This is a genomic window from Ruegeria sp. HKCCA4633 (assembly GCF_013034605.1).
Classification (GTDB): domain Bacteria; phylum Pseudomonadota; class Alphaproteobacteria; order Rhodobacterales; family Rhodobacteraceae; genus Ruegeria.
In genome coordinates, this window is record NZ_WQGJ01000001.1 from 197,848 (window position 1) to 218,933 (window position 21,086).

Annotated in this window: 18 protein-coding genes; 14 read left to right on the plus strand and 4 right to left on the minus strand. The window is 56.6% G+C overall.

The features are described from left to right. Window positions 1-33 precede the first annotated feature (33 nt). Window positions 34-1,929 carry a cytochrome c3 family protein gene (locus GOV85_RS01055; RefSeq protein ID WP_171174136.1) on the minus strand — a complete coding sequence of 632 codons (1,896 nt, stop codon included), beginning with the start codon at window positions 1,927-1,929 and terminating at the stop codon, window positions 34-36. After that, window positions 1,926-2,792 carry a YihY/virulence factor BrkB family protein gene (locus GOV85_RS01060; RefSeq protein ID WP_171174138.1) on the minus strand — a complete coding sequence of 289 codons (867 nt, stop codon included), beginning with the start codon at window positions 2,790-2,792 and terminating at the stop codon, window positions 1,926-1,928. Before GOV85_RS01060 ends, GOV85_RS01055 begins: the two co-directional genes overlap by 4 nt. Window positions 2,793-2,962: 170 nt before the next feature. On the opposite strand from GOV85_RS01060, the gene GOV85_RS01065 reads away from it, so the two are divergent. From GOV85_RS01065 to GOV85_RS01100, 8 genes are all read left to right on the plus strand, one after another. Beyond that, on the plus strand, window positions 2,963-4,048 hold the full coding sequence (locus GOV85_RS01065) for an AI-2E family transporter (RefSeq protein ID WP_171174139.1): 1,086 nt from the start codon (window positions 2,963-2,965) through the stop codon (window positions 4,046-4,048). Window positions 4,049-4,051: 3 nt separating this feature from the next. Further along, window positions 4,052-5,164, plus strand: a complete 1,113-nt coding sequence (locus tag GOV85_RS01070; protein ID WP_171174141.1) for an acetoin utilization protein AcuC — start codon at window positions 4,052-4,054, stop codon at window positions 5,162-5,164. A gap of 116 nt (window positions 5,165-5,280) precedes the next feature. After that, complete coding sequence (locus GOV85_RS01075; protein ID WP_171174143.1) at window positions 5,281-6,258, plus strand: MoxR family ATPase; 978 nt, start codon at window positions 5,281-5,283, stop codon at window positions 6,256-6,258. Between the two features lie 17 nt (window positions 6,259-6,275). Next, the gene (locus tag GOV85_RS01080) at window positions 6,276-7,223 is read left to right on the plus strand and encodes a DUF58 domain-containing protein (protein ID WP_171174145.1); all 948 of its coding nucleotides are present in this window, start codon (window positions 6,276-6,278) and stop codon (window positions 7,221-7,223) included. After that, the gene (locus GOV85_RS01085) at window positions 7,220-7,693 is read left to right on the plus strand and encodes a DUF4381 domain-containing protein (RefSeq protein WP_171174147.1); all 474 of its coding nucleotides are present in this window, start codon (window positions 7,220-7,222) and stop codon (window positions 7,691-7,693) included. Before GOV85_RS01080 ends, GOV85_RS01085 begins: the two co-directional genes overlap by 4 nt. Beyond that, entirely contained in the window at window positions 7,693-8,676 is a 984-nt protein-coding gene (locus GOV85_RS01090; RefSeq protein ID WP_171174149.1) for a VWA domain-containing protein, read from the plus strand. The genes GOV85_RS01085 and GOV85_RS01090 overlap by 1 nt, the downstream gene beginning before the upstream one ends. Before the next feature lie 113 nt (window positions 8,677-8,789). After that, the gene (locus GOV85_RS01095; RefSeq protein ID WP_254442945.1) at window positions 8,790-10,178 is read left to right on the plus strand and encodes a VWA domain-containing protein; all 1,389 of its coding nucleotides are present in this window, start codon (window positions 8,790-8,792) and stop codon (window positions 10,176-10,178) included. Further along, window positions 10,175-11,398: a BatD family protein gene (locus tag GOV85_RS01100; protein WP_171174153.1), complete on the plus strand. Its 1,224-nt coding sequence runs from the start codon at window positions 10,175-10,177 to the stop codon at window positions 11,396-11,398. The genes GOV85_RS01095 and GOV85_RS01100 overlap by 4 nt, the downstream gene beginning before the upstream one ends. A 2-nt stretch (window positions 11,399-11,400) precedes the next feature. On the opposite strand, the gene GOV85_RS01105 is transcribed toward GOV85_RS01100, so the two are convergent. Next, complete coding sequence (locus tag GOV85_RS01105) at window positions 11,401-12,081, minus strand: Crp/Fnr family transcriptional regulator (RefSeq protein WP_171174155.1); 681 nt, start codon at window positions 12,079-12,081, stop codon at window positions 11,401-11,403. 199 nt (window positions 12,082-12,280) lie between these two features. On the opposite strand from GOV85_RS01105, the gene GOV85_RS01110 reads away from it, so the two are divergent. The 3 genes from GOV85_RS01110 to cls all read left to right on the plus strand — a co-directional run bounded on the left by GOV85_RS01110 (window position 12,281) and on the right by cls (window position 16,373). Next, complete coding sequence (locus tag GOV85_RS01110; protein ID WP_171174158.1) at window positions 12,281-13,891, plus strand: arylsulfatase; 1,611 nt, start codon at window positions 12,281-12,283, stop codon at window positions 13,889-13,891. A 73-nt stretch (window positions 13,892-13,964) separates the two neighbouring features. Then, window positions 13,965-14,939 carry an HAD family phosphatase gene (locus tag GOV85_RS01115; RefSeq protein ID WP_171174160.1) on the plus strand — a complete coding sequence of 325 codons (975 nt, stop codon included), beginning with the start codon at window positions 13,965-13,967 and terminating at the stop codon, window positions 14,937-14,939. 21 nt (window positions 14,940-14,960) lie between these two features. Then, window positions 14,961-16,373 carry a cardiolipin synthase gene (gene cls / locus GOV85_RS01120; protein WP_171174162.1) on the plus strand — a complete coding sequence of 471 codons (1,413 nt, stop codon included), beginning with the start codon at window positions 14,961-14,963 and terminating at the stop codon, window positions 16,371-16,373. Here cls and GOV85_RS01125 read toward each other — a convergent pair. Then, complete coding sequence (locus GOV85_RS01125) at window positions 16,370-16,804, minus strand: ion channel (RefSeq protein WP_171174164.1); 435 nt, start codon at window positions 16,802-16,804, stop codon at window positions 16,370-16,372. The two genes, cls and GOV85_RS01125, sit on opposite strands and share 4 nt — an antisense overlap. A gap of 173 nt (window positions 16,805-16,977) precedes the next feature. Between GOV85_RS01125 and GOV85_RS01130 the strand changes: the two genes are divergently transcribed. Genes GOV85_RS01130 through GOV85_RS01140 form a run of 3 tightly spaced genes read left to right on the plus strand, consistent with a single transcriptional unit; the run spans window position 16,978 to window position 21,066 of the window. Beyond that, window positions 16,978-17,625, plus strand: coding sequence for an ABC transporter ATP-binding protein (locus GOV85_RS01130; RefSeq protein ID WP_171174166.1), 648 nt, complete (start codon window positions 16,978-16,980; stop codon window positions 17,623-17,625). Then, entirely contained in the window at window positions 17,622-20,036 is a 2,415-nt protein-coding gene (locus GOV85_RS01135) for an FtsX-like permease family protein (RefSeq protein WP_171174168.1), read from the plus strand. The genes GOV85_RS01130 and GOV85_RS01135 overlap by 4 nt, the downstream gene beginning before the upstream one ends. Beyond that, the gene (locus tag GOV85_RS01140; protein ID WP_171174170.1) at window positions 20,026-21,066 is read left to right on the plus strand and encodes a lipocalin-like domain-containing protein; all 1,041 of its coding nucleotides are present in this window, start codon (window positions 20,026-20,028) and stop codon (window positions 21,064-21,066) included. Before GOV85_RS01135 ends, GOV85_RS01140 begins: the two co-directional genes overlap by 11 nt. Window positions 21,067-21,086: the final 20 nt, after the last annotated feature.

Here is a 21,086-nt window from a genome sequence, read left to right on the forward strand (position 1 = left end):
AAAATGGAGCAATTCGGGCGGGGATGTGCCGGCTCAGGGACCAAGCTGTTGCGACAATTGTTGAAGGTTCGGGTCGTTGGGCAACAGCTCTAGCGCCTCACGCAGAACAGCGCGCGCGGCGCCGGAACCGCGGTTGATATGCGCTAGTTGCACCAACATGGGCCACGCCTCGCCCCTTTGCGGATCCAAAGTTACGACTTCGCGAAAGGCCTGTTCGGCGGCAGGCGCATTGCGCAGTGTCAAAGCCATGCCCCCCAGAACAAGGTGGGTTTCCGGGAAATCCAATCGGTTCGCAATCGCCTGCTGCCATTCTGACATGCCCTGCCCGGCCAGCGATTGTTGCCGAGGTGTAAGTGCTTGCGGTGGTATCGTCAGAAACTCTTTCGCAGCAGCAATACGTACATTGCGCAGAGGGTCCGACAACAAAGGCTCCAATCTCTGAACCTGCTCAACCGGGTTGGCCTGACGCTGCAGGGCGGCTGCGTTGGCGCGGATAAGGGGGTCGTCGTCTTGCAGCAATGACGCAGTCGCCGTGGCCAAGTCCGGGGAAGCGAAGGGTTGCAGCAAGTAGGCCGCTGTCGCCCGCACGATTCCGGCATTGGAGGGGTCCATCGCAACGGCCAGCAAACCTTCGGGCGTGTCCAATCCGCCTTCAGCCGCGGCATTGAAAACTGTCCCAAAATGCGGGCCACGATGAGTGTCATCCGGGAACCACCCTTCGATCAGTTTGGCCGCCCAGTCCTGATCCCGATCTTCATGACAATCGGTGCAGGCATCTACGCCAAGCCCCAGATCAGGCCGTGGGATGCGGAAGCTGTGATCGCGTCGCCCATCGACGCCCATATAGACCCTTTCGATCATATGGCAGCTTTTGCACTGTGCACCGTCACTGTTTTCAGGATGATTATGATGTGCAGGCGTATCATATTCCTTTGCTGTAAGCGTCGGAAAGTCCGGGTTCCCTGCCGGGGAATGACACTGTGTGCAAACACCGTTTCCTTCCGCCTTCAGTTTTGCGCTGTGGGGTTCATGACAGTTCATACAACCGACGCCTTGCGCGTACATCTTGGATTGCAGGAACGAGCCGTAAACATAGACCTCATCCAATATCTGCCCGTCCGGGTGGTACGATCCGGGTCTCAACAGCGCTAGATTATAGGCGTCGTGAAAGGGTGTGCCGGGCAAAGGGTTTCCATCGCCATGCGCTTCACGCCGGGAATGGCACCCGGCACATTGCTGAATTTCTGCCTCGGTCTGGCCTTTGCCCCAGCTGATCAAAAAACCAGAAGGTCCAAGATTTTCGGAAGCGCCCTGCCCCTTCACCCAATCGATGTGGGCTGAGCCGGGACCGTGACAGGCCTCGCACCCGACGCCGATTTCAACTTGTTGCGACGAATAGGATTTTGTTTCCGCGGAATAGTTCTTTTCAAACCCCGTGGCGTGGCACTCGGCGCAGCGGCTGTTCCAATTCTTGTAAGGGCCCGTCCAATGCAACCCGTCATCGGGCGGCAAATCCTGATCAGGATACAGATGATACCATTGCTTGCGCTCGGTATCCCAAACCACGTCAAAGCTCTGCAGACGCCCAGCTTCGGTTTCGAACAGGTATTGCTGCAACGGTTCGATCCCGACGACAGAATGCACGTCATAGCCTTTTGTTACGCCGTCCTTTTCGGTGACACGGGCCGAATATCTGCCAGCATCTTCCGCGAACGCGACTGTCATCCCATCAAGGTCAAATCGCGTACCGTCAAAATCTGCATCCAGCGCGCCGTGATCCACATCTGTCCAGGCCAGCGCGTGGTGCGAACTTGCCCAGGCTGCGGCTTCTGCTTGATGGCAGTCAGCACATTGTTCCGAACCAACATAGTTTTGGGCCTGTGCCTCGCTTGCCAGCATCAGGCAAATTGAAAGAGCTACACGCCTCATGTCACGGCCCCATCTGCTGCGTTTTTCAGATCCATCAACGCACCATTGAATTCAGCACCAAGGATCAGCAACGCCGAGCAAAGATACAAAAAGATCAACGCGGTCATGGCACCCACCAACCCTGCATATGTGGCGCTATAGGTGGCGAACTGGCTGATATAGATCGAAAACGCCCATCCTCCGGCAGCCCACAAGGTCAGCGTCAGGATCACACCGGGCAGGATTTGCGTCAGTCTGTGCCGACGGGTCGGCAGTATGAGATGCGCCAAAAGGACCGTGCCTGCAGGAACGCCCACGGTAAAAGTCCAGCGCAGGCGATCGACCGATAGCCACTGCGTCACTGCCACATCAGTATGTGCAGCCACCAAGTTGGTATAGACTGGCAGTATCACCTCCACGGCGGCGATGACCAGAATTGCTGCACCCCCTAGGATAACCAGCACCAGACACAACAGCCGGGTTTTCCAAAACGGCCAGCTGTCCTGATCGTGGTAGGCTTGATTCATGGCGGCGCGCACTGCTGCCACGCCGTTCGAGGCAAAGTAGATTGCCAGAAGACCACCCAAAGTAATGACACCCGTGCCCGACCCGGCCAGAACCGCGCGCAGCTCGGCCACAATGGGGTCAGCGACGTCCTTGGGCCAAGCGCCAAAAATCAACTCGATCAACTCATCAGTCACATAGCCCTGCGACAGAGAACCGGCCAAGGCAACTGTAAACAGTACAAACGGAAACAGCGCCATCATCAGTGACATGGCGACATGACTGCTCATGACGGCTCCGTTCTTGTTGCCAAAGCGGCGGAGCGCCAGCCACAGGGCCTGGACAGGACGGCCAAACAGAGGATTCGCGGAATTGGTCATCCTGCAACCCTAACCTGCCGAAATAAAACACAGAACCCGTCATCGGTATCAAATTGACAAAAGCAGTCAGGCGCGAGCGGGAACGCATTGCATCCGAACAGCGCCGCGTGCAGGATTGTGTGGTTAATGACCGAAACGGCCCAATCAGCGTCGAACATGCAGGAAGGTAAATGACCCCGGATCATAATGACACCAATGTTCGACCCAGGCTACGTCTGTCTGTTGTCCGCGACACATGCATCATTGCAACGCTGATTGTTGTGGGTCTCTACGCGGGCGCGGCTTTTCTGATCCCGTTGGCCATGGCGTTGCTGATCAACGTCCTGATCCTTGCGCTCAGCGATCGGGTGTCGGCCCTGACCCGCGCACCCGTTTGGGTGGCCAATATTGCCGGTGTCACTGTGGTTTTGGCCGGTTTGTTCATGATTATGTACGTGCTTGGCAGTCAGGCAACACAATTTGCACGGTCGATCAGCACATATGAGAACCAGTTCGACGGCGCGGTTGAACGAATCACCGGGCTGGTGGGCAATGACGTAACCCGATTCATTCGGGACAATCTGGTCAATATCGACATGAATTTCGTCGGTCGCCTGCTTTTGGGCAGCGCCACATCGCTGTTGAACCAGTTCTTTCTCATCAGCCTCTATGTCGCCTTCTTGATGGCCGAGCGTCTGGCCTTTCGCAAAAAGATACAACTGGCCGCAGGTGACCCAAAAACCGGTGCTGAGTTTTCAACCATGCTGGACGCAATCTCGATTAGTCTCCAGCGCTATGTTGGCGTCAAAACCCTGATCAGCCTGATTACCGCAGGCATCAGCTATAGCGTGTTCCGGGCCCTGGGTCTGGAATATGCAGAAACCTGGGCTGTCCTGACCTTTGCCTTGAACTTCATACCTTCCATCGGGTCGATCATCGCGGTGTTCTTTCCTGCTATGATCGCACTGGTTCAGTTCGAGACCATCGGTCCGTTTCTGGTCATCGTCTTGGGTTGTGGGACATTGCAATTCCTGATCGGCAATTTTCTGGATCCCGCCATGCTGGGCCGTTCGCTGAACATGTCGACATTTCTGGTTATTCTGGCCCTGACCTTCTGGACAACCGTTTGGGGTCTGATCGGCGCTTTCCTGAGCGTGCCGATGACAGTGTGTATTTTGATAGTCTTCAGCCATATTCCAGCGCTGCGCCCGGTTGCCATCATGATGTCTTTGGACGGCAGATTGGGCGAAGATGATCAACAGGTCCCTGCCCGCTAAGCCATGCAGAGCCCAATTTTCATTGGATCAGAAATTTATCGCAACTCGGCTTACGGATCGAAGCACCCGTTGGCCATTCCAAGAGTTTCAACCGTCATTGACCTCTGCCGCGCGTTGGGCTGGTTGACGCCCGAAAACTATCGTGTCAGCCCCTGCGCCAAACCCAGCGCGTTAGAGACATTTCATACCCCGGACTACATCGCCGCATTACAAAAGGCGGAACAGGATCAATACGTCTCGGATGAAACTCGTGAACGCTATGCGCTGGGCACATTGCCGAACCCCGTATTTCCCGAAATGTACCGACGCCCAGCCACAGCGGCTGGCGGTTCTATGCTTGCAGCGGAACTCATCCGAGATGGCGGTATCGTTTTCAACCCGGCCGGTGGCACGCATCACGGGCTGGCTGATCGGGCCAACGGGTTTTGTTATCTCAACGATCCGGTGCTGGCGATCCGGACGCTGCTGAATTCTGGTCTCGACCGCGTGGTTTATATCGACATTGATGCCCATCATTGTGACGGGGTCGAAGCTGCGTTTCATGGTTCAACAAACCTGCGTATGATTTCCATGCACGAAGCGCGGCGATGGCCTTTTACCGGTACACTAGACGATGACGCAGGCGGGGCCGCTTTCAACCTTCCGGTTGCCCGAGGCCTGAACGACGATGAATTCAGCGCGATCATGGACGAATTGATCCTTCCTGCCACGGCAACCTTCAAGCCGCAGGCCATCGTCCTGCAATGCGGTGCGGATGCCGTGACCGAGGATCCTCTGTCGCGTTTGACCTTATCCAGCTCTTCGCACTGGAACGCGGTCGCCGCGCTGAAGGAGCTCGCACCCCGATTTCTGGTGTTGGGCGGCGGTGGTTACAATCCGTGGTCCGTCGGGCGGTTGTGGACCGGAGTTTGGGCGACGCTGAACGGGTTCTATATTCCCGATAGACTAGACACGGACACCCAAACCATTCTGCGCGCGTTGACCTGGAACCGGTCGGCAGGCCGGAACCCACCCCCACACTGGTTGGACACGCTGCGGGACGCTCCTAATTTCGGGCCGATCCAAGAAGAACTGAAACAGGACTTGCGCCGATTAACCGCGCGGATTTCTCGGTAGATCGTCCGAAGGAACACTGCTAACTTACGGGCGTCACGACAGTTTTTCTGCTCTCAGCCCTTTTCTGAACAACCACGCTGCTGACGCCGAAAGTGGACGCCAATTGGACCAGCCAAATGAATGCACTTAATCAGATAAATGATCTCAAGGCCCGCATGGGGCAATCCATCATCGGACAAACAGACGTAATCGACCGCTTGTTGATCGGGATATTGGCCAACGGCAATTTGCTGATCGAAGGACTGCCCGGTTTGGCCAAAACCCGCGCGGTAAAGGCGATGGCCCGCAATCTGGACGCAAGTTTCAGCCGCATCCAGTTCACGCCCGACCTTTTGCCCTCGGACGTCACAGGCACCGAGGTCTTTCAGCAAACCGACGATGGCGGAACCTTCCGGTTCGAGCCTGGCCCGATCTTTGCCAATATCGTTCTTGCGGACGAGATCAACCGCGCACCCGCCAAGGTTCAGGCAGCACTGCTTGAGGCAATGGAAGAACGGCAGGTAACTGTCTCAGGCACCACACATAAAATGGAACCGTTGTTCATCGTTATGGCAACGCAGAACCCGATCGAACAAGAGGGTACCTACCCCTTGCCCGAGGCGCAAATGGACCGTTTCCTGATGCATGTCCAGATCACTTACCCCCCAGTCGAAGACGAAGTAGAAGTAATCCGACTAGTGCGCGGAGAAGAGATTGCGGCGGGCCAAAGCGGGGCCAAGGATGCGCCGCCGACGATCCCTCAGGACGCCGTATTTGCCGCACGCGCCGAGATCGGGCAGATCCACGTTTCAGACGCGATGGACCGTTACATGGCCGATCTGGTGCAAGCCACACGGACCCCCGGTGCGCTGAGCGAGGAACTGGCCAGTTGGATAGACATCGGAGCTAGCCCGCGCGCTTCGCTGGCACTGGACAAGTGCGGACGCGCCCATGCCTGGATGAACCAGCGTGATTATGTAGACCCAGCCGACGTACGCGCCATCGCCCATGACGTATTCCGACATCGCATCACCCTAAGCTTCGAGGCGCAAGGCGGCGCGAAATCCGCCGACGATGTAATCTCGGAAGTCCTGCAGCTTGTTGCGCTGCCCTGATAGCTAAGGAACGCCGCGTGTCACAGACCGCCGCATATCGCGACGACCCGCGCATCCATGTGGATGCGAACCACCTTCTAAGGTTGGGGCCAAAGTCGCGCGCGATCAGCCTTTTGCCGCGTCAACCCGCCCGTTCTATTCTCAACGGACGGCACGCCTCGCGCCTGCGCGGGCGCGGTTTGAACTTTGAAGAGTTACGCAACTATCTGCCCGGCGACGACATCCGCACCATCGATTGGAAAGTCACGGCTCGCACAGGAAAACCCTACGTTAGGGTCTATACCGAGGAACGCGATCGCCCGGCCCTTTTGCTGGTCGACCAGCGTGTTTCGATGTTTTTTGGCACGCAAGTTTATATGAAGTCGGTCATCGCGGCTGAGGCTGCAGCAATTTCCGCCCACAGTGTGCTAGGCCAAGGCGACCGGGTCGGAGGGCTCGTCTTTGGCGACACTGATCTGGCGGAACATCGCCCGCAACGGCGGCCTGCCGCGCTGATGCGTTTTTTGGCATCCGTGGGTGCGCTGAACAGTAGTCTGCGCGCCTCGCAGAGCGCCTACGCGACCGTGACTTTGAACGCCGTGCTGAAACAGGCCGCCCAGATTACGCATACCAACACACTGATCTGCGTCTTTTCGGATTTCGATGGGCTGGATGACAGCTCCGAGATATTGATACGTGAACTTTCCGCGTCAAATGATCTGATTTTGTTCAATATTTCAGACCCAAGCTCTCGTGAATTGGTTCCCAACCTTAGGCTGACTGTATCGGACGGAGACAAGCAGATCGAACTGGACAGCGCGGACACGGGTTTGTCGGACCGCATCCGTCAAGCGATGGAAGATCGGTTGGCACAGTTGCAAACTTGGTCGCGCCGCTATGGCTTTCCCATCGTGCCTTTGACAACCGCGCAACCAACTCTCGACCAGTTGCTCATGCTGTTTGGTCATACCGGAGGCCGCAGATGAGTGTTGACGTCGAAGGCAAATCACTGGTGGATCTGCTTGACATGCTTGAACCCGCTCCGGCACCGGGCCCGGTTTCCATGGTGCCGCAGACTTGGGGATGGGTCGTTCTTGGCGTCCTTGTTGCAGGGCTGATCGCTTTCGGTGCTCATGCGTATCTTCGCCATCGACGGATGAATGCCTATCGGCGCGAGGCGCTGACTGAACTGGCGGTGGCGAAAGACAATCCCGCAAAGATCGCCGAGATTCTGCGCCGCGCAGCACTTGTTGCCTTTCCACGTAGCCGGGTTGCTGCCCTGCATGGAGACGAGTGGATCAGTTTTCTGACGCAAACCTCTGACCATACACATTTTTCTGATGTAGAGGCTCGCGTACTTACTGCAGCACCCTACACGACCATACCCGCCAGTCCCGAACTGACGAAGCTGGCACAGCAATGGATCAGGTCCCACAAACGCGAAAGGAGTACGTAATGTTCTCCTTTGCCGCGCCTTGGGTTTTCGTCCTGCTGCCGCTTCCCGCGTTGGTGTACTGGCTTGCCCCGCCTCACCGCGAGAAAAGCAGCTCGATCCGCATTCCTTTTTTCCGCCATGTTGCAAAGGCTGCTGGCGTCGAGCCCCGGCCAGGGTCTGTCATCCCGCGCCGTGCAGTATTCCAGACTGTGACCGTCGTTGTGATCTGGTGCCTTCTGATCATCGCAATGGCCCGGCCGGAAAAACTGGGAGAGCCGATCGTGATTGAAAAGTCTGCCCGAGACGTGGTTCTGGCCTTGGATATCTCGGGTTCAATGAACCAGAAGGATTTCACCTCGTCCGACGGTGTGCCGACCCAACGCCTTGCTGCGGTTAAGGATGTTTTGCGCCAGTTCATTGCGGAACGACAAGGCGATCGGATGGCCCTGATCATCTTTGGCACCCGCGCCTTTGTGCAAGCCCCGTTTACCGAAGACCTCAATAGTTTGAATGGCTTTCTGGGCCAAACTCAAGTAGGTATGGCCGGTCCGAACACAGCCCTTGGGGATGCCATCGGACTGGGTATCCGCACGTTTGAATCCAGCGAGGTTGACCAACGTCTGATGATCGTCTTGAGCGACGGCGCTGACACCTCAAGCCGCATGACGCCAGTCAATGCGGCGGCTATCGCGGCGGAAAAAGGCGTTGTCATCTATACGGTCGGCGTAGGCGACCCAGACGCGTCGGGCGAGGATCGGGTCGACCTGGATGCGCTAAAGGATATCGCAGACAGAACAGGTGGAGCGTATTTCTTTGCCAATGATCAGGAAGCGCTGGCCGAAACATACGCCCGCATTGATGAGCTCAACCCAAGAATTGTGGAAACGCAAAGCTACCGACCACGTGAAAGCCTTGCGCACTATCCACTTGGGCTGGTCGTATTTTTGATGCTGATGACACTGGCCTTCCAACACGTTGCCCAACGGCGCAGAGGTGCAGCATGATTGGCGTTTTTGCAGATTTCCATTTTATTCGAGTGGCTTGGCTTCTGCTCCTCATACCGATTGCAGCACTGTGGTGGTTGATCCGCCCCACGCCAAAAACCCGTGCTCAAGCAATGTCCGGTATTGCACCGCACCTTGCCGCTGCGCTTGAGTTGGGGGCTGACAATGCGAGACGCCTCTATCCAATTGACGTTGCGATTATTGCGGCGATTTTGGTCACACTGGCTGCTGCGGGGCCAACATGGTCACGGGCACCCAACCCGCTGGTTGCGAACGCCGCTCCATTGGTGATCGCCCTGAAGGTGACCGACAGCATGGAAGAACCAGACTTGGCCCCGTCCCGTCTGGATCGCGCCAAGTTTAAAGTCACCGATCTGATCAATGCGCGCGTGGGTGCCCGAACTGCCTTGATCGCATATGCCGGTACCCCGCATCGCGTCGCACCTTTGACCGAAGACGCCAATATCCTGCGCCCGCTGCTAGAGGGCCTCACCCCCACCATTATGCCTAAACAGGGGGATGCAGCCGCTAATGCGCTGACGCTGGCCGAGACGGTTCTGAACGATAGCGAAACGCCCGGCGCTGTCCTTTTTGTGTTGGACGACCTCGACCCCTCACAACTGTCGGGTTTCGAGACCGCCACCATGCCAGTGTTCTTTCTGACCATGCTGCCAAATGGTCACAGCATCGCGCAACTCGACGGCTTGAAAGGGACAACTGTGGTTCCGTTCTCAAGCGATGATCGGGATATCAATCGCTTACAGCGTCACATTCAATCAGCATACACAGCCTCACTGGATGATGAAGACCGCCTAGACTGGCAAGACAAAGGATGGTTGCTGGCCTGGCCAACCGCCTTTCTGTCATTGCTTTGGTTTCGCAGAGGTTGGGTGATCCGGTTGATACTGCTCACCTTCTGCATTTGGTCCCCGTCTGGCCCGGCTTATGCCGATGGCTGGCGGGATTGGTTCTTGACCCCGGACCAACAGGACCAAATCGCGATGAACCAAAAGCGCTATGCTGAAGCGGCCGAGTTGTTTCAGGACCCGTATCAGGAAGGCTATGCACGCCTAAAGGCCGGGCAATATCCCGAAGCTGCTGCGATCTTTGCCGAGCTGGATACGCCCGAAGCCGCGTTTTCCGAAGGTATGGCGCGCATACGAAACCGCGAGTATCGTCCAGCCATCGCGTCCTTTGAAACCGCATTGGAACGCCGGCCGGATTGGCCAGAAGCGCAGCATAACCTCGAGGTCTCGAAAGCGATCCTCGACTATGTTGAAACCACGCGCGAACAGTCTGATACAGGTGAAGAAGCCGGGATCGGGGCTGATGACACGGTCTTTGACAACGACGCCGGGCGTGGTGAACAGACGACAATTCAGGCTCCGACAGACGGATCGCAGGCCATGTCCGCTGACCAGTGGATCAGCACAATTGATACCGACATGCAGGATTTTCTTCGCAACCGGTTCCTGTTGGAAAATCAGGAGCAGCAGCAATGAGATACCTCGCTCTTCTCATGCTTCTAATTCCGACTGAACTGTTCGCCCAGACCGGCGTCCAGCCACAGGTGACCGCCGAAACACCTACGGAACCCGTTATCGTTGGGCAACCCGCAATTGTGCGCATCAAGGTGCTAGTGCCAACATTCATGCCCTCGCCTCCGGTGTTCCCATCGCTTGAGCAAGAGAACCTGCTGGTGCGCCTGCCGGAACGTGCTTCGGGACCAGTGAGTGAAACCGTCGAAGGCGAAACTTGGTCCGGCGTTCAACGCAGTTATCGCCTCTATCCTCTGAGCGCAGAAGAAATTGCGTTTGGTGCGCAGGACGTCGTGGTCACCTTTGCCGACCCCGAAACAAATGCGCCGGTTCAGGTCAGCGTGCCCTTGCCGGACTTGACCCTAAACGCCGTGGTCCCAGAGGGCGCACGCGACCTGGATCCGCTTATCATCGCAACCGGTCTTACGGTAGATCAGCAGATCGACGGGGACAAAAATATGGAGAATGGTGGATCAATCACGCGCCGCCTGACCGCCAAGATCTCTGGAACAACGCCTTTTCTGGTGCCCGAATTGATCCCGGACAGCCCGCAATCGCTGCTGCGAGCCTATCCCAAAGAGCCACGCTTTACTGAAAATGAAGACAGGGGTGTTCTATCCGGGCAGCGTGTGGATGAGGTCGTTTACCTGGCTCAGGAAGGCGGTCAGACGCAGCTGCCTCCGGTCTCGATCCGCTGGTACAATCTGGACAGCGACCAGGTCGAAACTATCGACATTGCCCCGGTCGACTTGACACTGGCCCGACCGAAATGGAAGCCGCCAGACACAGAAACCACTATTAGGTTCGTCGTATGGTTGGTGGCTTTTGCGCTGTTCTTATGGCTTACTATCCGTTTCCTGCGCCCGCGGATCGATCGCTGGCGCCAGCTTCGTCGGGATGCGTTCCTGGCTTCGCCCGACTATGCGTTGGGTGAACTCAAGAAATCACTGCAAAATCGTGATATTGCAGCGGCTTACACAGCTTTGGAAATGTGGAAGTCCCGCAGCGATATGGCCAGTCAAACCACCAGTTTGGACCAACACCTCGCCCAGATTGGAGCCGCCAGATACTCGGCGCACCCCGACACCAAGACCGAGGATTGGGCCGCGGCGTTGTCGGCGCTCGCGTCATTGAAGCAATCCGCGCAATCGCCAACGAACCCGTTACCGCCGCTCAACCCCTGAGCTTAGCACTGACATGAGGCAATCAACTGCCGTCGGTCCTTCAGGCGCACGCGTCCATACCCAAGCTCGATCAGCCCCAAATCCGCGAGACGATGCAAGTTGCGATGCAACGTCGGTTGGGACACGGCCACCATTGCGGCCAGCTCATCCTGGGATATCACGATCCACCCATCGGACTTCGCCGTCCCCTCGTCCAAGTGCAATAAGCGCAGAACAAGACGCTTTTCCGTTCCTGTCACGGCAAGATTGGCCATGATACGCAAAGCAGTCTGCATGTTTTCATGCGACAAAGCGTAAAAATCACGGATGTAATCGGGATTGTCGTCGACCAGCCTGTCCAACCGTGACGACGGGAAAAACAGCGTTCGCGTGGTTTGGGTGGCCACGACACTCACAAGCCTGCTGGCTTCGGCAAACAGAGCCAGATCACCGATCCAGAACCCACCGCCTTGTTTGTGAACAACGAATTCCTGACCATCATCAGCGGGGGCCGTGATTTGAACCGCACCTTCCAGAACCGCATAAACCCCATTGGCCAAATCACCATACAGGTAAAGCGCTTCGTCCGCCTTGAAGTTTCTTCCTATCCCGCAGGCCAGCAGATCCGCCTGAAACCGCGCCCCACGCGCACCAAACCAGCCAGAGCCCAACAATCGCTGTCTATCATGCGGATTATCAAACATTAGTATTCTTCAATCTCATCATATGATAGGTTTCAAGACATTGTCATAGCCTAAGGTAAAGCTATCCGATTCTCGACGTAATGCGAATTTTTCCTTTCGGGAATCAATACCTTGTTGGACGATCTAATAAGATAATGATCGCCTTCCATTACTTTTACTTCAACGGGTCATTAAAACCCGGTCAGTTCAGGAGCAAACTATGTCACCACCTCGTTCGATTACAGAAAGTTGGCGCAGCACAATACGCAAATTCGCTTTAGCTTCGGTCGCTGTTGCACTGGCCCTGCCCGCATGGGCACAGGATCAAAAGCCCAACATCCTGGTTATTTGGGGTGACGATATCGGTCAGTCGAACATCTCGGCCTACACAATGGGCCTGATGGGCTACCAGACGCCAAACATCGACCGCGTTGCGAAAGAGGGCATGATCTTCACCGACTATTATGGCGAGCAGTCCTGCACCGCCGGTCGGTCGTCGTACATCATGGGTCAGTCGGTGTTCCGCACAGGTCTGTCGAAAGTGGGTTTGCCCGGTGCCGATCTGGGTATGCAAGTCGAAGATCCAACAATTGCAGGCCTGCTGAAGGACCATGGTTACGTAACCGGTCAGTTCGGTAAGAACCACCTTGGTGACAAAGATGAGCATCTGCCGACAAACCACGGTTTTGATGAGTTTTTCGGGAACTTGTATCACCTGAATGCTGAGGAAGAGCCGGAAAACGAAGACTATCCCGGCGATCAGGTTCTGGCCGATGGCCGCACGTTCCGCGAAGCGTATGGTCCGCGTGGCGTGATCAAGTCCAAGGCGGACGGCACGATCGAGGACACTGGTCCGCTGACTCGCAAGCGCATGGAAACGGTGGATGATGAAACTGTTGCTGCGGCAATCGACTTCATCAAGCGTGCGCATGAGCAGGGTCAACCCTTCTATGTTTGGTGGAACGGTACGCGCATGCACTTCCGCACCCACGTCAAAGATGAAATGCGCCAACAGGCCAACGAAATCTTTGGTGGCGTTGCGGACGAGTACACCGCCGGCATGATCGAGCACGACATGCATGTCGGACAACTGCTTGATCTGTTGGACGAACTTGGCATTGCCGACAATACCATCGTTCACTACTCGACCGATAACGGCCCGCACATGAACACATGGCCAGATGCCGCGGCCACACCGTTCTGGGGTGAGAAAAACACCAACTGGGAAGGCGGCTGGCGCGTTCCTTCAATGGTCCGTTGGCCCGGTCAGATCGAAGCTGGATCGGTTACGAACGAGATCGTGCACCATATGGACTGGTTGCCGACCTATCTGGCGGTTGCTGGCGATCCTGACATCAAGGAAAAGCTGAAAGCAGGTTATAGCTCGTCCGGCATGGGTCGTGACTACAAAGTGCATCTGGATGGCTACAACATCCTGCCCCTGCTGACCGGTGAGACGACAGAAAGCCCGCGCGCCGAGATATTCTATTTCTCGGATGACGGCGACCTGACAGCGCTGCGCTACGACGACTGGAAGCTGATCTTCCTTGAGCAGAAAGCTTGGGCCACGCTACGCGCATGGATTGAACCTTGGACCGAGTTGCGCATCCCGCTGATCGTGAACCTGCGTCGCGACCCGTATGAGCGCGCCTATCGCACGTCCAACACCTACTATGACTGGCTGCTGGATCGCGCGTATTTCCTAGTGCCGGCACAGCAATACGTGGGCAATTTCCTCTCAACCTTCGAGGAATTCCCACCGCGCCAGAAAGCGGCAAGCTTCAACCTGGATCAGGTTATGGAGAAGCTGACGACACCGACAAACAACTAAGTCGCGTGTAAATCCAAACCGGGCCGCCACTTCGATGGCGGCCCTTTTTTTCTTGAAACTAAACGAGCAATTCATGCGATACCTAGTTCTCAGCGCAGTTCTTGCCTTCGCCCCGCTGTCACTGCTTGCCGACCCGCTGCCTAGTTGGACCAATAGTCATGCCAAAGATCAGATTGTCGCTTTTGTTGACGGCGTGACCAGCCAAGACAGTCCCAACTATGTTACCCCATCCGACCGGATTGCCGTGTTCGACAATGATGGAACGCTTTGGGCCGAGCAGCCGGTATATTTCCAGTTCATCTATGCCATGGACCGTCTTGCAGAAATGGCCGAGCAAGACCCATCGATCCTGTCAACGCCTGCTTTGAAAGCTGCGGCCGAAGGGGATTTGGCCACGGTTCTGCAAGGCGGCCATGACGCCCTGATTGAAGTCGTAAACGCCTCGCACTCAGGCAACAGCGTCGACGCGTTTCAATCTTCCGTGTCGAACTGGCTGGCCACCGAGCGCCACCCGGATACCGGCCTGCCCTATGACCAGATGACCTATCAACCAATGGTAGAACTTTTGCGCTATTTGCGAGATGAAGGGTTCACTACCTATATCGTCTCAGGCGGTGGCCTGCATTTCATGCGTGTCTTTGCCGAAGAAGCCTATGGCATTCCACCCAATCAGGTTTTGGGCACTTATGGTAACACCAGCTATGAGGTGATTGATGGCAAGCCGACGATCGTCAAGGCGCCGGGAATCGCGTTCATTGATGACAAAGAAGGCAAACCCATCAACATCGAACGCACAATTGGCAAGCGCCCGATTCTGGCCGGGGGCAACTCGGACGGTGATTTTGCGATGATGGAGTGGGTGACCGCTGGTGACGGCCCCCGACTGGGCGTGCTGATCCACCACACAGATGCAGACCGCGAATGGGCTTATGATCGTGAAGGCCTTGTTGGCAAGTTGGCTGACGGGCTGGACAAAGGCCCGAATATGGGTTGGGTCATTGTGGATATGGCGCAGGATTGGACTCGGGTCTACACTGGGGCAAACTGACAAACCCGGAGCCTTAACCCTATGTGGACATTGCTTGTTTCTGCCGTCGTCTTTGCCCTCTATGCGACGGCAGCGGTGTTTGTCGTCCGCGCTGCGCAAACAGCGCGGACCCCTCAAGGTGCCGTTGGGTGGGTCGTGTTTCTGGCCTCAGCCCCCTTTATCGCAGTGCCTGCCTACCTGTTTCTAGGCCACCATCGCTTTCGCGGATACCGCATCGCACGTCAGGAAAGCGAACGCGTTGTCGAAGGCATCAAAACCTTCGCCGATTATTCAAAACCCGATCCGTCGCGCATGTCGATCAACCCGCGCCCGTTCGAAGTTCTGGCGCATTTACCAGTTTCACGCGGGAACGGGGCCGAGCTGCTGATTGATGGGCAAGCCACATTTGATGCGATTTTTGACGCCATTGACTCAGCCAAAAGCTATATCCTTATTCAATTTTATATCGTGCGCGCTGATGAATTGGGGCTGAGGCTGCAGGAAAAGCTGATCGCTGCGGCCAAACGCGGCGTACGCGTCCGTTTCATGGCCGACGCAGTGGGCAGTTACGGCCTCCCCTCGGATTATCTTGAAACACTTCAGGAGGCCGGGATTGACGTGGCCAATCCGAAGGATCAGCGCGGCCCCAATTTCCGATTTCAACTCAACTATCGAAACCACCGCAAAACCGTGGTCATCGATGGGGAAACCGGTTTCATAGGCGGCCACAACGTTGGCGTGGAATACCTGGGACAAGACAAGCATTTCGGTCATTGGCGGGATACGCATCTGAAAATGACCGGCCATATCGTCCGCCAACTGCAGCTGATCTTCACCGAAGACTGGCACTGGGCCCGTAACGAAGATTTGATCGACGAATTGGATTGGGCGGGCTCAGAGGCCGACCAAGACATGAACGCCTTATTGGTTGCCACCGGCCCCGGTGATGAAACGGAAACCGGTGCGATGATGTTTTTTGCCGCCATTGCCGCAGCCAAGGAAAGGCTCTGGATCGCTTCGCCTTATTTTGTTCCGGATATCGACGTAATGACTGCCCTGCAACACGCGGCAATGCGCGGCGTGGACGTACGAATTCTGGTACCGGACATGATCGACCACCGCTTACCCTGGCTGGCCGCGTTCGCCTATTTTGACGAGGTCCGTGACTGCGGTGCGCGTATCTTTCGCTATACTGACGGCTTCATGCATCAAAAGGCCTTTGTGGTTGATGACACGCTTGCGGCGGTAGGCACCACCAATCTGGACAACCGCTCATTCCGGCTGAATTTCGAGGCGATGGCCCTGTTCTTTGATGTCAGGGCCGCGAACCGGGTCGCAGACATGCTGCAAGCAGATTTCGAGAACAGTTATGAACTGACGCGCACGCTGGCCCAGCAACCTGCTCACATTCGCTTTGGCTCTCCCCTGGCACGGTTGTTTGCACCGATCCTTTAGGAAAAGAACTTTTCCTGAAAGACCCGTGTCATCATTGCGACCAGGTAAGCCGTCGACAGACCAAAGGCCAACAGTCCGGCGACCGACGCGAAAGAGCCAAAGATACGCAACCCTTCACCCAGCACGATGTCGCCGTAGCCCAATGTCGTGAATGTCACCAATGAAAAATAAATGGCCGTATTCCAATCCGGCATCACCTCAAGCAGTACCCACACGATCGCCCAAATCCAGACCTGTATCGTGTGCGTCGCGACGATGAACGCCAAAGATACTGCAATGGGCGCAGCGGTTCCGATATACACACCTTTGTCCGCCCATTTTTTGTCCCAATTGATAATCGTGACGGTGCACCAGGTCAGCAACAGGATTTCGATCACAAAGCAGAGCCCCAGAAAGGTACTGCCCCAAATGATCTGATGCAGCAACGTCATGTTTTTCATCCTGATTTACGGCAGTGGATCGTCAGGGCAGAATGACCTTTTGAGTTACAAGGCACAACCCCGGCCAATACCAAGTTCACCTGCGGCGAATGGAACCGGGTGATGGTCTGCACTGGACAGTTTGGATTTCCGCCGCAAATTCTTGGAAGAAAAGAAAGCAGATCATGTTGTTGACCATCGACCGTGTCCAGAAAACCTATCCCGGCGGACGACCGGTGCTACGCGATGTTTCACTGGATCTGGATCAAGGTCAAACGCTGGCCCTGACCGGTGAAAGCGGAAGCGGGAAAAGTACCCTTTTGAACCTTGCCGCAGCTTTAGACAGCTTTGACGGTGGTGAGATCACGCTGGGCGACACACGATTTTCCACGCTAGATGATGCTGGCAGGGCGCGTTTGCGACGGAATCAAGTGTCGCTGGTGTTTCAGCAGTTCAATTTGATCCCGTCTCTGAACGTTGCGCAAAACCTGTCGTTTCACGCCCGTCTTGCCGGTGTAGAAGATACCACTTGGAACAGTCATCTCGCCGAACGGTTAGGCCTGTCCGATTTGCTGGGCCGATTCCCCGAAAACCTGTCGGGCGGTCAACAACAACGGGTCGCCATCGGGCGGGCCATGGCCGCGCGTCCCAATTTGTTGCTAGCAGATGAACCAACGGGTAATCTGGACGAAACCGCCAGCGAAACTGTGTTGGACTTGATGTTGTCGCTAGTGGCAGATACCGGCGCCGCGCTTCTGTTGGTGACGCACTCACAGAAAATTGCCGGTCGATTGGATCGCCAGGTCAAGCTGAGTGGCGGGCGTATCCAATGACATGGGCCACTGTTCAGGCGTTGCTGTCCCATTGGCGGGTACATCGCTTGCAATTGGCGACTTTGCTAATCGGCATCGCTTTGGCCACCGGTTTGTGGTCAGCCGTCCAAGCCATCAATGCTGAGGCGCGCGCAAGCTATGCCCGTGCCAATGCGCAACTGGCTGTTGGGCAATTTGACGAACTGCGTGACCCCTCGGGGCCTATTCCGATGTCCCGCTATGTCGAACTGCGTCGTGCGGGTTGGCAGGTTGCCGCCGTACTTGAAGGCCCCTACCGCGTAGGTGGGCGAACCTTGCGCCTGATGGGCGTGGACATGCTAGCCTATCCGGCCTTACCCGCCGTGACCGAAGCGGAACAAAGCGCAGAAGCGACCGAGCCCGCCGACATGCTTACCGCTCCAGGTCGCCTACTTGCATCCCCGGAATTACAGCCTTTGCTGAGAGGGCAAACTAACCTTCCGCCTGTTCTAATCACATCGGCCCTGCCCCCGGACGTTATCCTGACGGATATAGGCGTGGCCGAGCGACTTCTGAACCAACCGGGCGCAATCTCGAGGCTGGTCGTGTTGCCGAACCAACCGCGTGATCGTTTGCCCTTGAACCAGATCGCACCCGAGCTAAAGCGGATTAGCCCTACAACACAAGTTGACACCGCACGGCTGACCGACAGTTTCCACCTGAACTTGTCAGCCTTTGGCCTACTGTCCTTTGCCGTTGGTCTATTCATAGTGAATGGCACCGTTGGTCTGGCCTTTGCCCAGCGGCGTGGGATGATCCGCACTTTGCGTGCGTTGGGCGTTTCGATGCGGCGTTTGGTTTGGCTGATCCTGACGGAACTGACCATGCTGGCGCTGATTGGCGGCAGCCTTGGGTTGCTGTTGGGTTTCTTTCTGGCCGGAGCGCTGCTGCCAGACGTCGCGGCCACCCTACGCGGGCTTTATGGTGCGCCTGTAACAGGACAGCTTACGCTGCAACCTAAATGGGTTTTGGCCGGGCTCGCTATGGCCGCATTTGGGACGTTGCTGGCCAGCGGCCATGCGCTATGGCGCTTGTCCAACATGCCTTTGCTCGAAGGACCGGGCGTTCAAGCGTGGCAGAGCAATTCCCGCGCACGCCACATCACCGCTGCGCTTGGTCTGATCCTGGTCGTCGGCGGGGCGTTGGCTTACATCAGTGTCGGAGGGCTGGTTGCAGGGTTCGTGCTGCTGGCCGGGCTGCTGACTGGTGCCGCGCTGTTGCTGCCCGCGCTTTTGGCCATGGCGCTGTCTGCGTTGGAACGCACGGCACGCGGTCCTGTTGCGCAATGGGTCTGGTCCGATATGCGGGCGCAATTGCCTGGTCTGTCATTGGCCTTGATGGCGCTTTTGCTGGCGCTGGCAGCGAATATAGGCGTGGGCACAATGGTTTCCAGCTTCCGGTTAACCTTTGTAGGTTGGCTGGACCAACGACTGACGGCCGAGCTCTACGTGACCGCGCGAGATGAAGACCAAGCGCGAGAGATCACCACTTGGTTACGCCCACAAGTCGATGCCATCCTGCCGATCCGAAACGTGGAACTGTCCCATGAAGCGGGCCCTCTTTTCTTATACGGCGTGGTCGATGATCCCGTGTACCGGCAGCACTGGCCATTGATTGCCGCAACCCCCTCCGTTTGGGATGATGTGATGGCCGGAAACGCGGTGCTTATCAACGAACAACTGGCGCGCCGCGCGTCTCTTTGGCCTGGTGATGAACTGAAACTGTCCTCTAAACACTTTCTGCCGATTGCTGGCGTCTATTCCGATTACGGCAACCCAACCGGGCAGGCGATCGTGTCAATGGCGCAGCTGGACCAAATCGCACCAGGGGCCGAGATGCGGCGGTTTGGCGTCAGAATGCCCCCAGAGGGCGCGACTGCGATGGCTCAAAACGTACGGGAACAGTTTGCCCTGTCGCCGCGCGTGGTCGTGCAACAAGCCGCGATGAAGGCGCAATCACGTGCGATTTTCGAGAAGACCTTTGTTGTGACCTCGGCGCTTAACGTTCTGACCCTTGGCGTGGCTGGTTTTGCCATTCTGACCAGCCTATTGACCCTATGGACCCAACGACTGCCGCAAATCGCCCCGGTTTGGGCTTTGGGGCTGAATCGGGCGCAATTGGCGCGGCTGGAGCTATTGCGCAGCGTGCTGCTGGCCGCACTGACCGCCTGTCTGGCCCTGCCGCTGGGGCTGGTTCTGGCCTGGGTTCTACTGGCGGTGATCAATGTACAAGCGTTTGGCTGGCGTCTGCCGATGTTCTTGTTCCCTTGGGACTGGCTGTGGCTGTTCGTGCTGACCTTGCTGGCTGCGCTTATCGCTGCCGCCCTGCCCGCATTACGAATGCTGCGCCTACCCCCTGCTGATTTGCTGAGAGTGTTCGCGAATGAACGTTAAAACCCTTCTACTTTGCTTGATGACCTTTTTCCCGCTACCGCTCTGGGCCCAGGGGTATGCCGGATTGGGTGGGTCCGCCGAGGGCTTTGACGTGCCCAAAGCGGGGTATGCGTTTGATTTCCCGAAAGATCACGGACCTCACCCCTCTTATCGGATTGAATGGTGGTATCTGACGGCCAACCTCAAAGGTGAGGACGGGCGCGATTATGGAATTCAGTGGACCCTGTTCCGGTCAGCACTGAAGCCGTTTGAGACGGATGACTGGCAAAGTCCACAAATCTGGATGGGTCACGCAGCCACAACAACGCCCGACGGGCATTTCTTTGCCGAACGTCTTTCGCGCGGTGGGATCGGTCAGGCAGGCGTAATTTCTCAACCCTTTGAGGCGTGGATCGACGAATGGCGTATGGCCGGTCCAGATTTCGACACCCTGACTCTCACGGCCAACGGAGAGGATTTTGGCTATGACCTGTCACTGACTGCTCAAGGGCCATTAGTGTTTCACGGTGATGCTGGCTATTCCGTGAAGTCAGCCGATGGTCAAGCCAGCTATTATTATTCGCAGCCCTTTTACGCGGTTGAAGGTGTCCTTAGACTGCAGGGCGGTGATGTACGCGTCACCGGACAGGGGTGGCTGGACCGCGAGTGGTCTTCGCAGCCGCTTGCCGCAGATCAAAGCGGATGGGATTGGTTTTCGCTCAGCTTCGAGGGGGGCGACAAGATGATGGCTTTTCGGTTGCGTGGGGGGCGTGGGGATTTCACCTCGGCCACATGGATCAATGCCGATGGCAGCACCGAAGCTATCCCCAACGGCACTGTCCAATTGACCCCACTGCGAACCGATCAGGTCGCAGGGCGCGAGGTTCCAACACAGTGGCGCGTCGTATTGCCGGATCGAGGTGTCGAAATCGAGGTCTCAGCCCTGACCCCCAACGCATGGATGGGAACCCGCTTTGAGTATTGGGAAGGCCCTGTCACCGTAACCGGCAGTCAAGAAGGTATCGGATACCTTGAGATGACAGGGTATTGAAACGTCAAGCTACGCAATCG

Excerpts from the sequence above, each read along its gene's own strand:
- GOV85_RS01055 (WP_171174136.1), bottom strand. The coding sequence starts at position 1,929 with ATGAGGCGTGTAGCTCTTTCAATTTGCCTGATGCTGGCAAGCGAGGCA.
- GOV85_RS01060 (WP_171174138.1), bottom strand. The coding sequence starts at position 2,792 with ATGACCAATTCCGCGAATCCTCTGTTTGGCCGTCCTGTCCAGGCCCTG.
- GOV85_RS01065 (WP_171174139.1), top strand. The coding sequence starts at position 2,963 with ATGACCCCGGATCATAATGACACCAATGTTCGACCCAGGCTACGTCTG.
- GOV85_RS01070 (WP_171174141.1), top strand. The coding sequence starts at position 4,052 with ATGCAGAGCCCAATTTTCATTGGATCAGAAATTTATCGCAACTCGGCT.
- GOV85_RS01075 (WP_171174143.1), top strand. The coding sequence starts at position 5,281 with ATGAATGCACTTAATCAGATAAATGATCTCAAGGCCCGCATGGGGCAA.
- GOV85_RS01085 (WP_171174147.1), top strand. The coding sequence starts at position 7,220 with ATGAGTGTTGACGTCGAAGGCAAATCACTGGTGGATCTGCTTGACATG.
- GOV85_RS01090 (WP_171174149.1), top strand. The coding sequence starts at position 7,693 with ATGTTCTCCTTTGCCGCGCCTTGGGTTTTCGTCCTGCTGCCGCTTCCC.
- GOV85_RS01095 (WP_254442945.1), top strand. The coding sequence starts at position 8,790 with ATGTCCGGTATTGCACCGCACCTTGCCGCTGCGCTTGAGTTGGGGGCT.
- GOV85_RS01100 (WP_171174153.1), top strand. The coding sequence starts at position 10,175 with ATGAGATACCTCGCTCTTCTCATGCTTCTAATTCCGACTGAACTGTTC.
- GOV85_RS01105 (WP_171174155.1), bottom strand. The coding sequence starts at position 12,081 with ATGTTTGATAATCCGCATGATAGACAGCGATTGTTGGGCTCTGGCTGG.
- GOV85_RS01110 (WP_171174158.1), top strand. The coding sequence starts at position 12,281 with ATGTCACCACCTCGTTCGATTACAGAAAGTTGGCGCAGCACAATACGC.
- GOV85_RS01115 (WP_171174160.1), top strand. The coding sequence starts at position 13,965 with ATGCGATACCTAGTTCTCAGCGCAGTTCTTGCCTTCGCCCCGCTGTCA.
- cls (WP_171174162.1), top strand. The coding sequence starts at position 14,961 with ATGTGGACATTGCTTGTTTCTGCCGTCGTCTTTGCCCTCTATGCGACG.
- GOV85_RS01125 (WP_171174164.1), bottom strand. The coding sequence starts at position 16,804 with ATGACGTTGCTGCATCAGATCATTTGGGGCAGTACCTTTCTGGGGCTC.
- GOV85_RS01130 (WP_171174166.1), top strand. The coding sequence starts at position 16,978 with ATGTTGTTGACCATCGACCGTGTCCAGAAAACCTATCCCGGCGGACGA.
- GOV85_RS01135 (WP_171174168.1), top strand. The coding sequence starts at position 17,622 with ATGACATGGGCCACTGTTCAGGCGTTGCTGTCCCATTGGCGGGTACAT.
- GOV85_RS01140 (WP_171174170.1), top strand. The coding sequence starts at position 20,026 with ATGAACGTTAAAACCCTTCTACTTTGCTTGATGACCTTTTTCCCGCTA.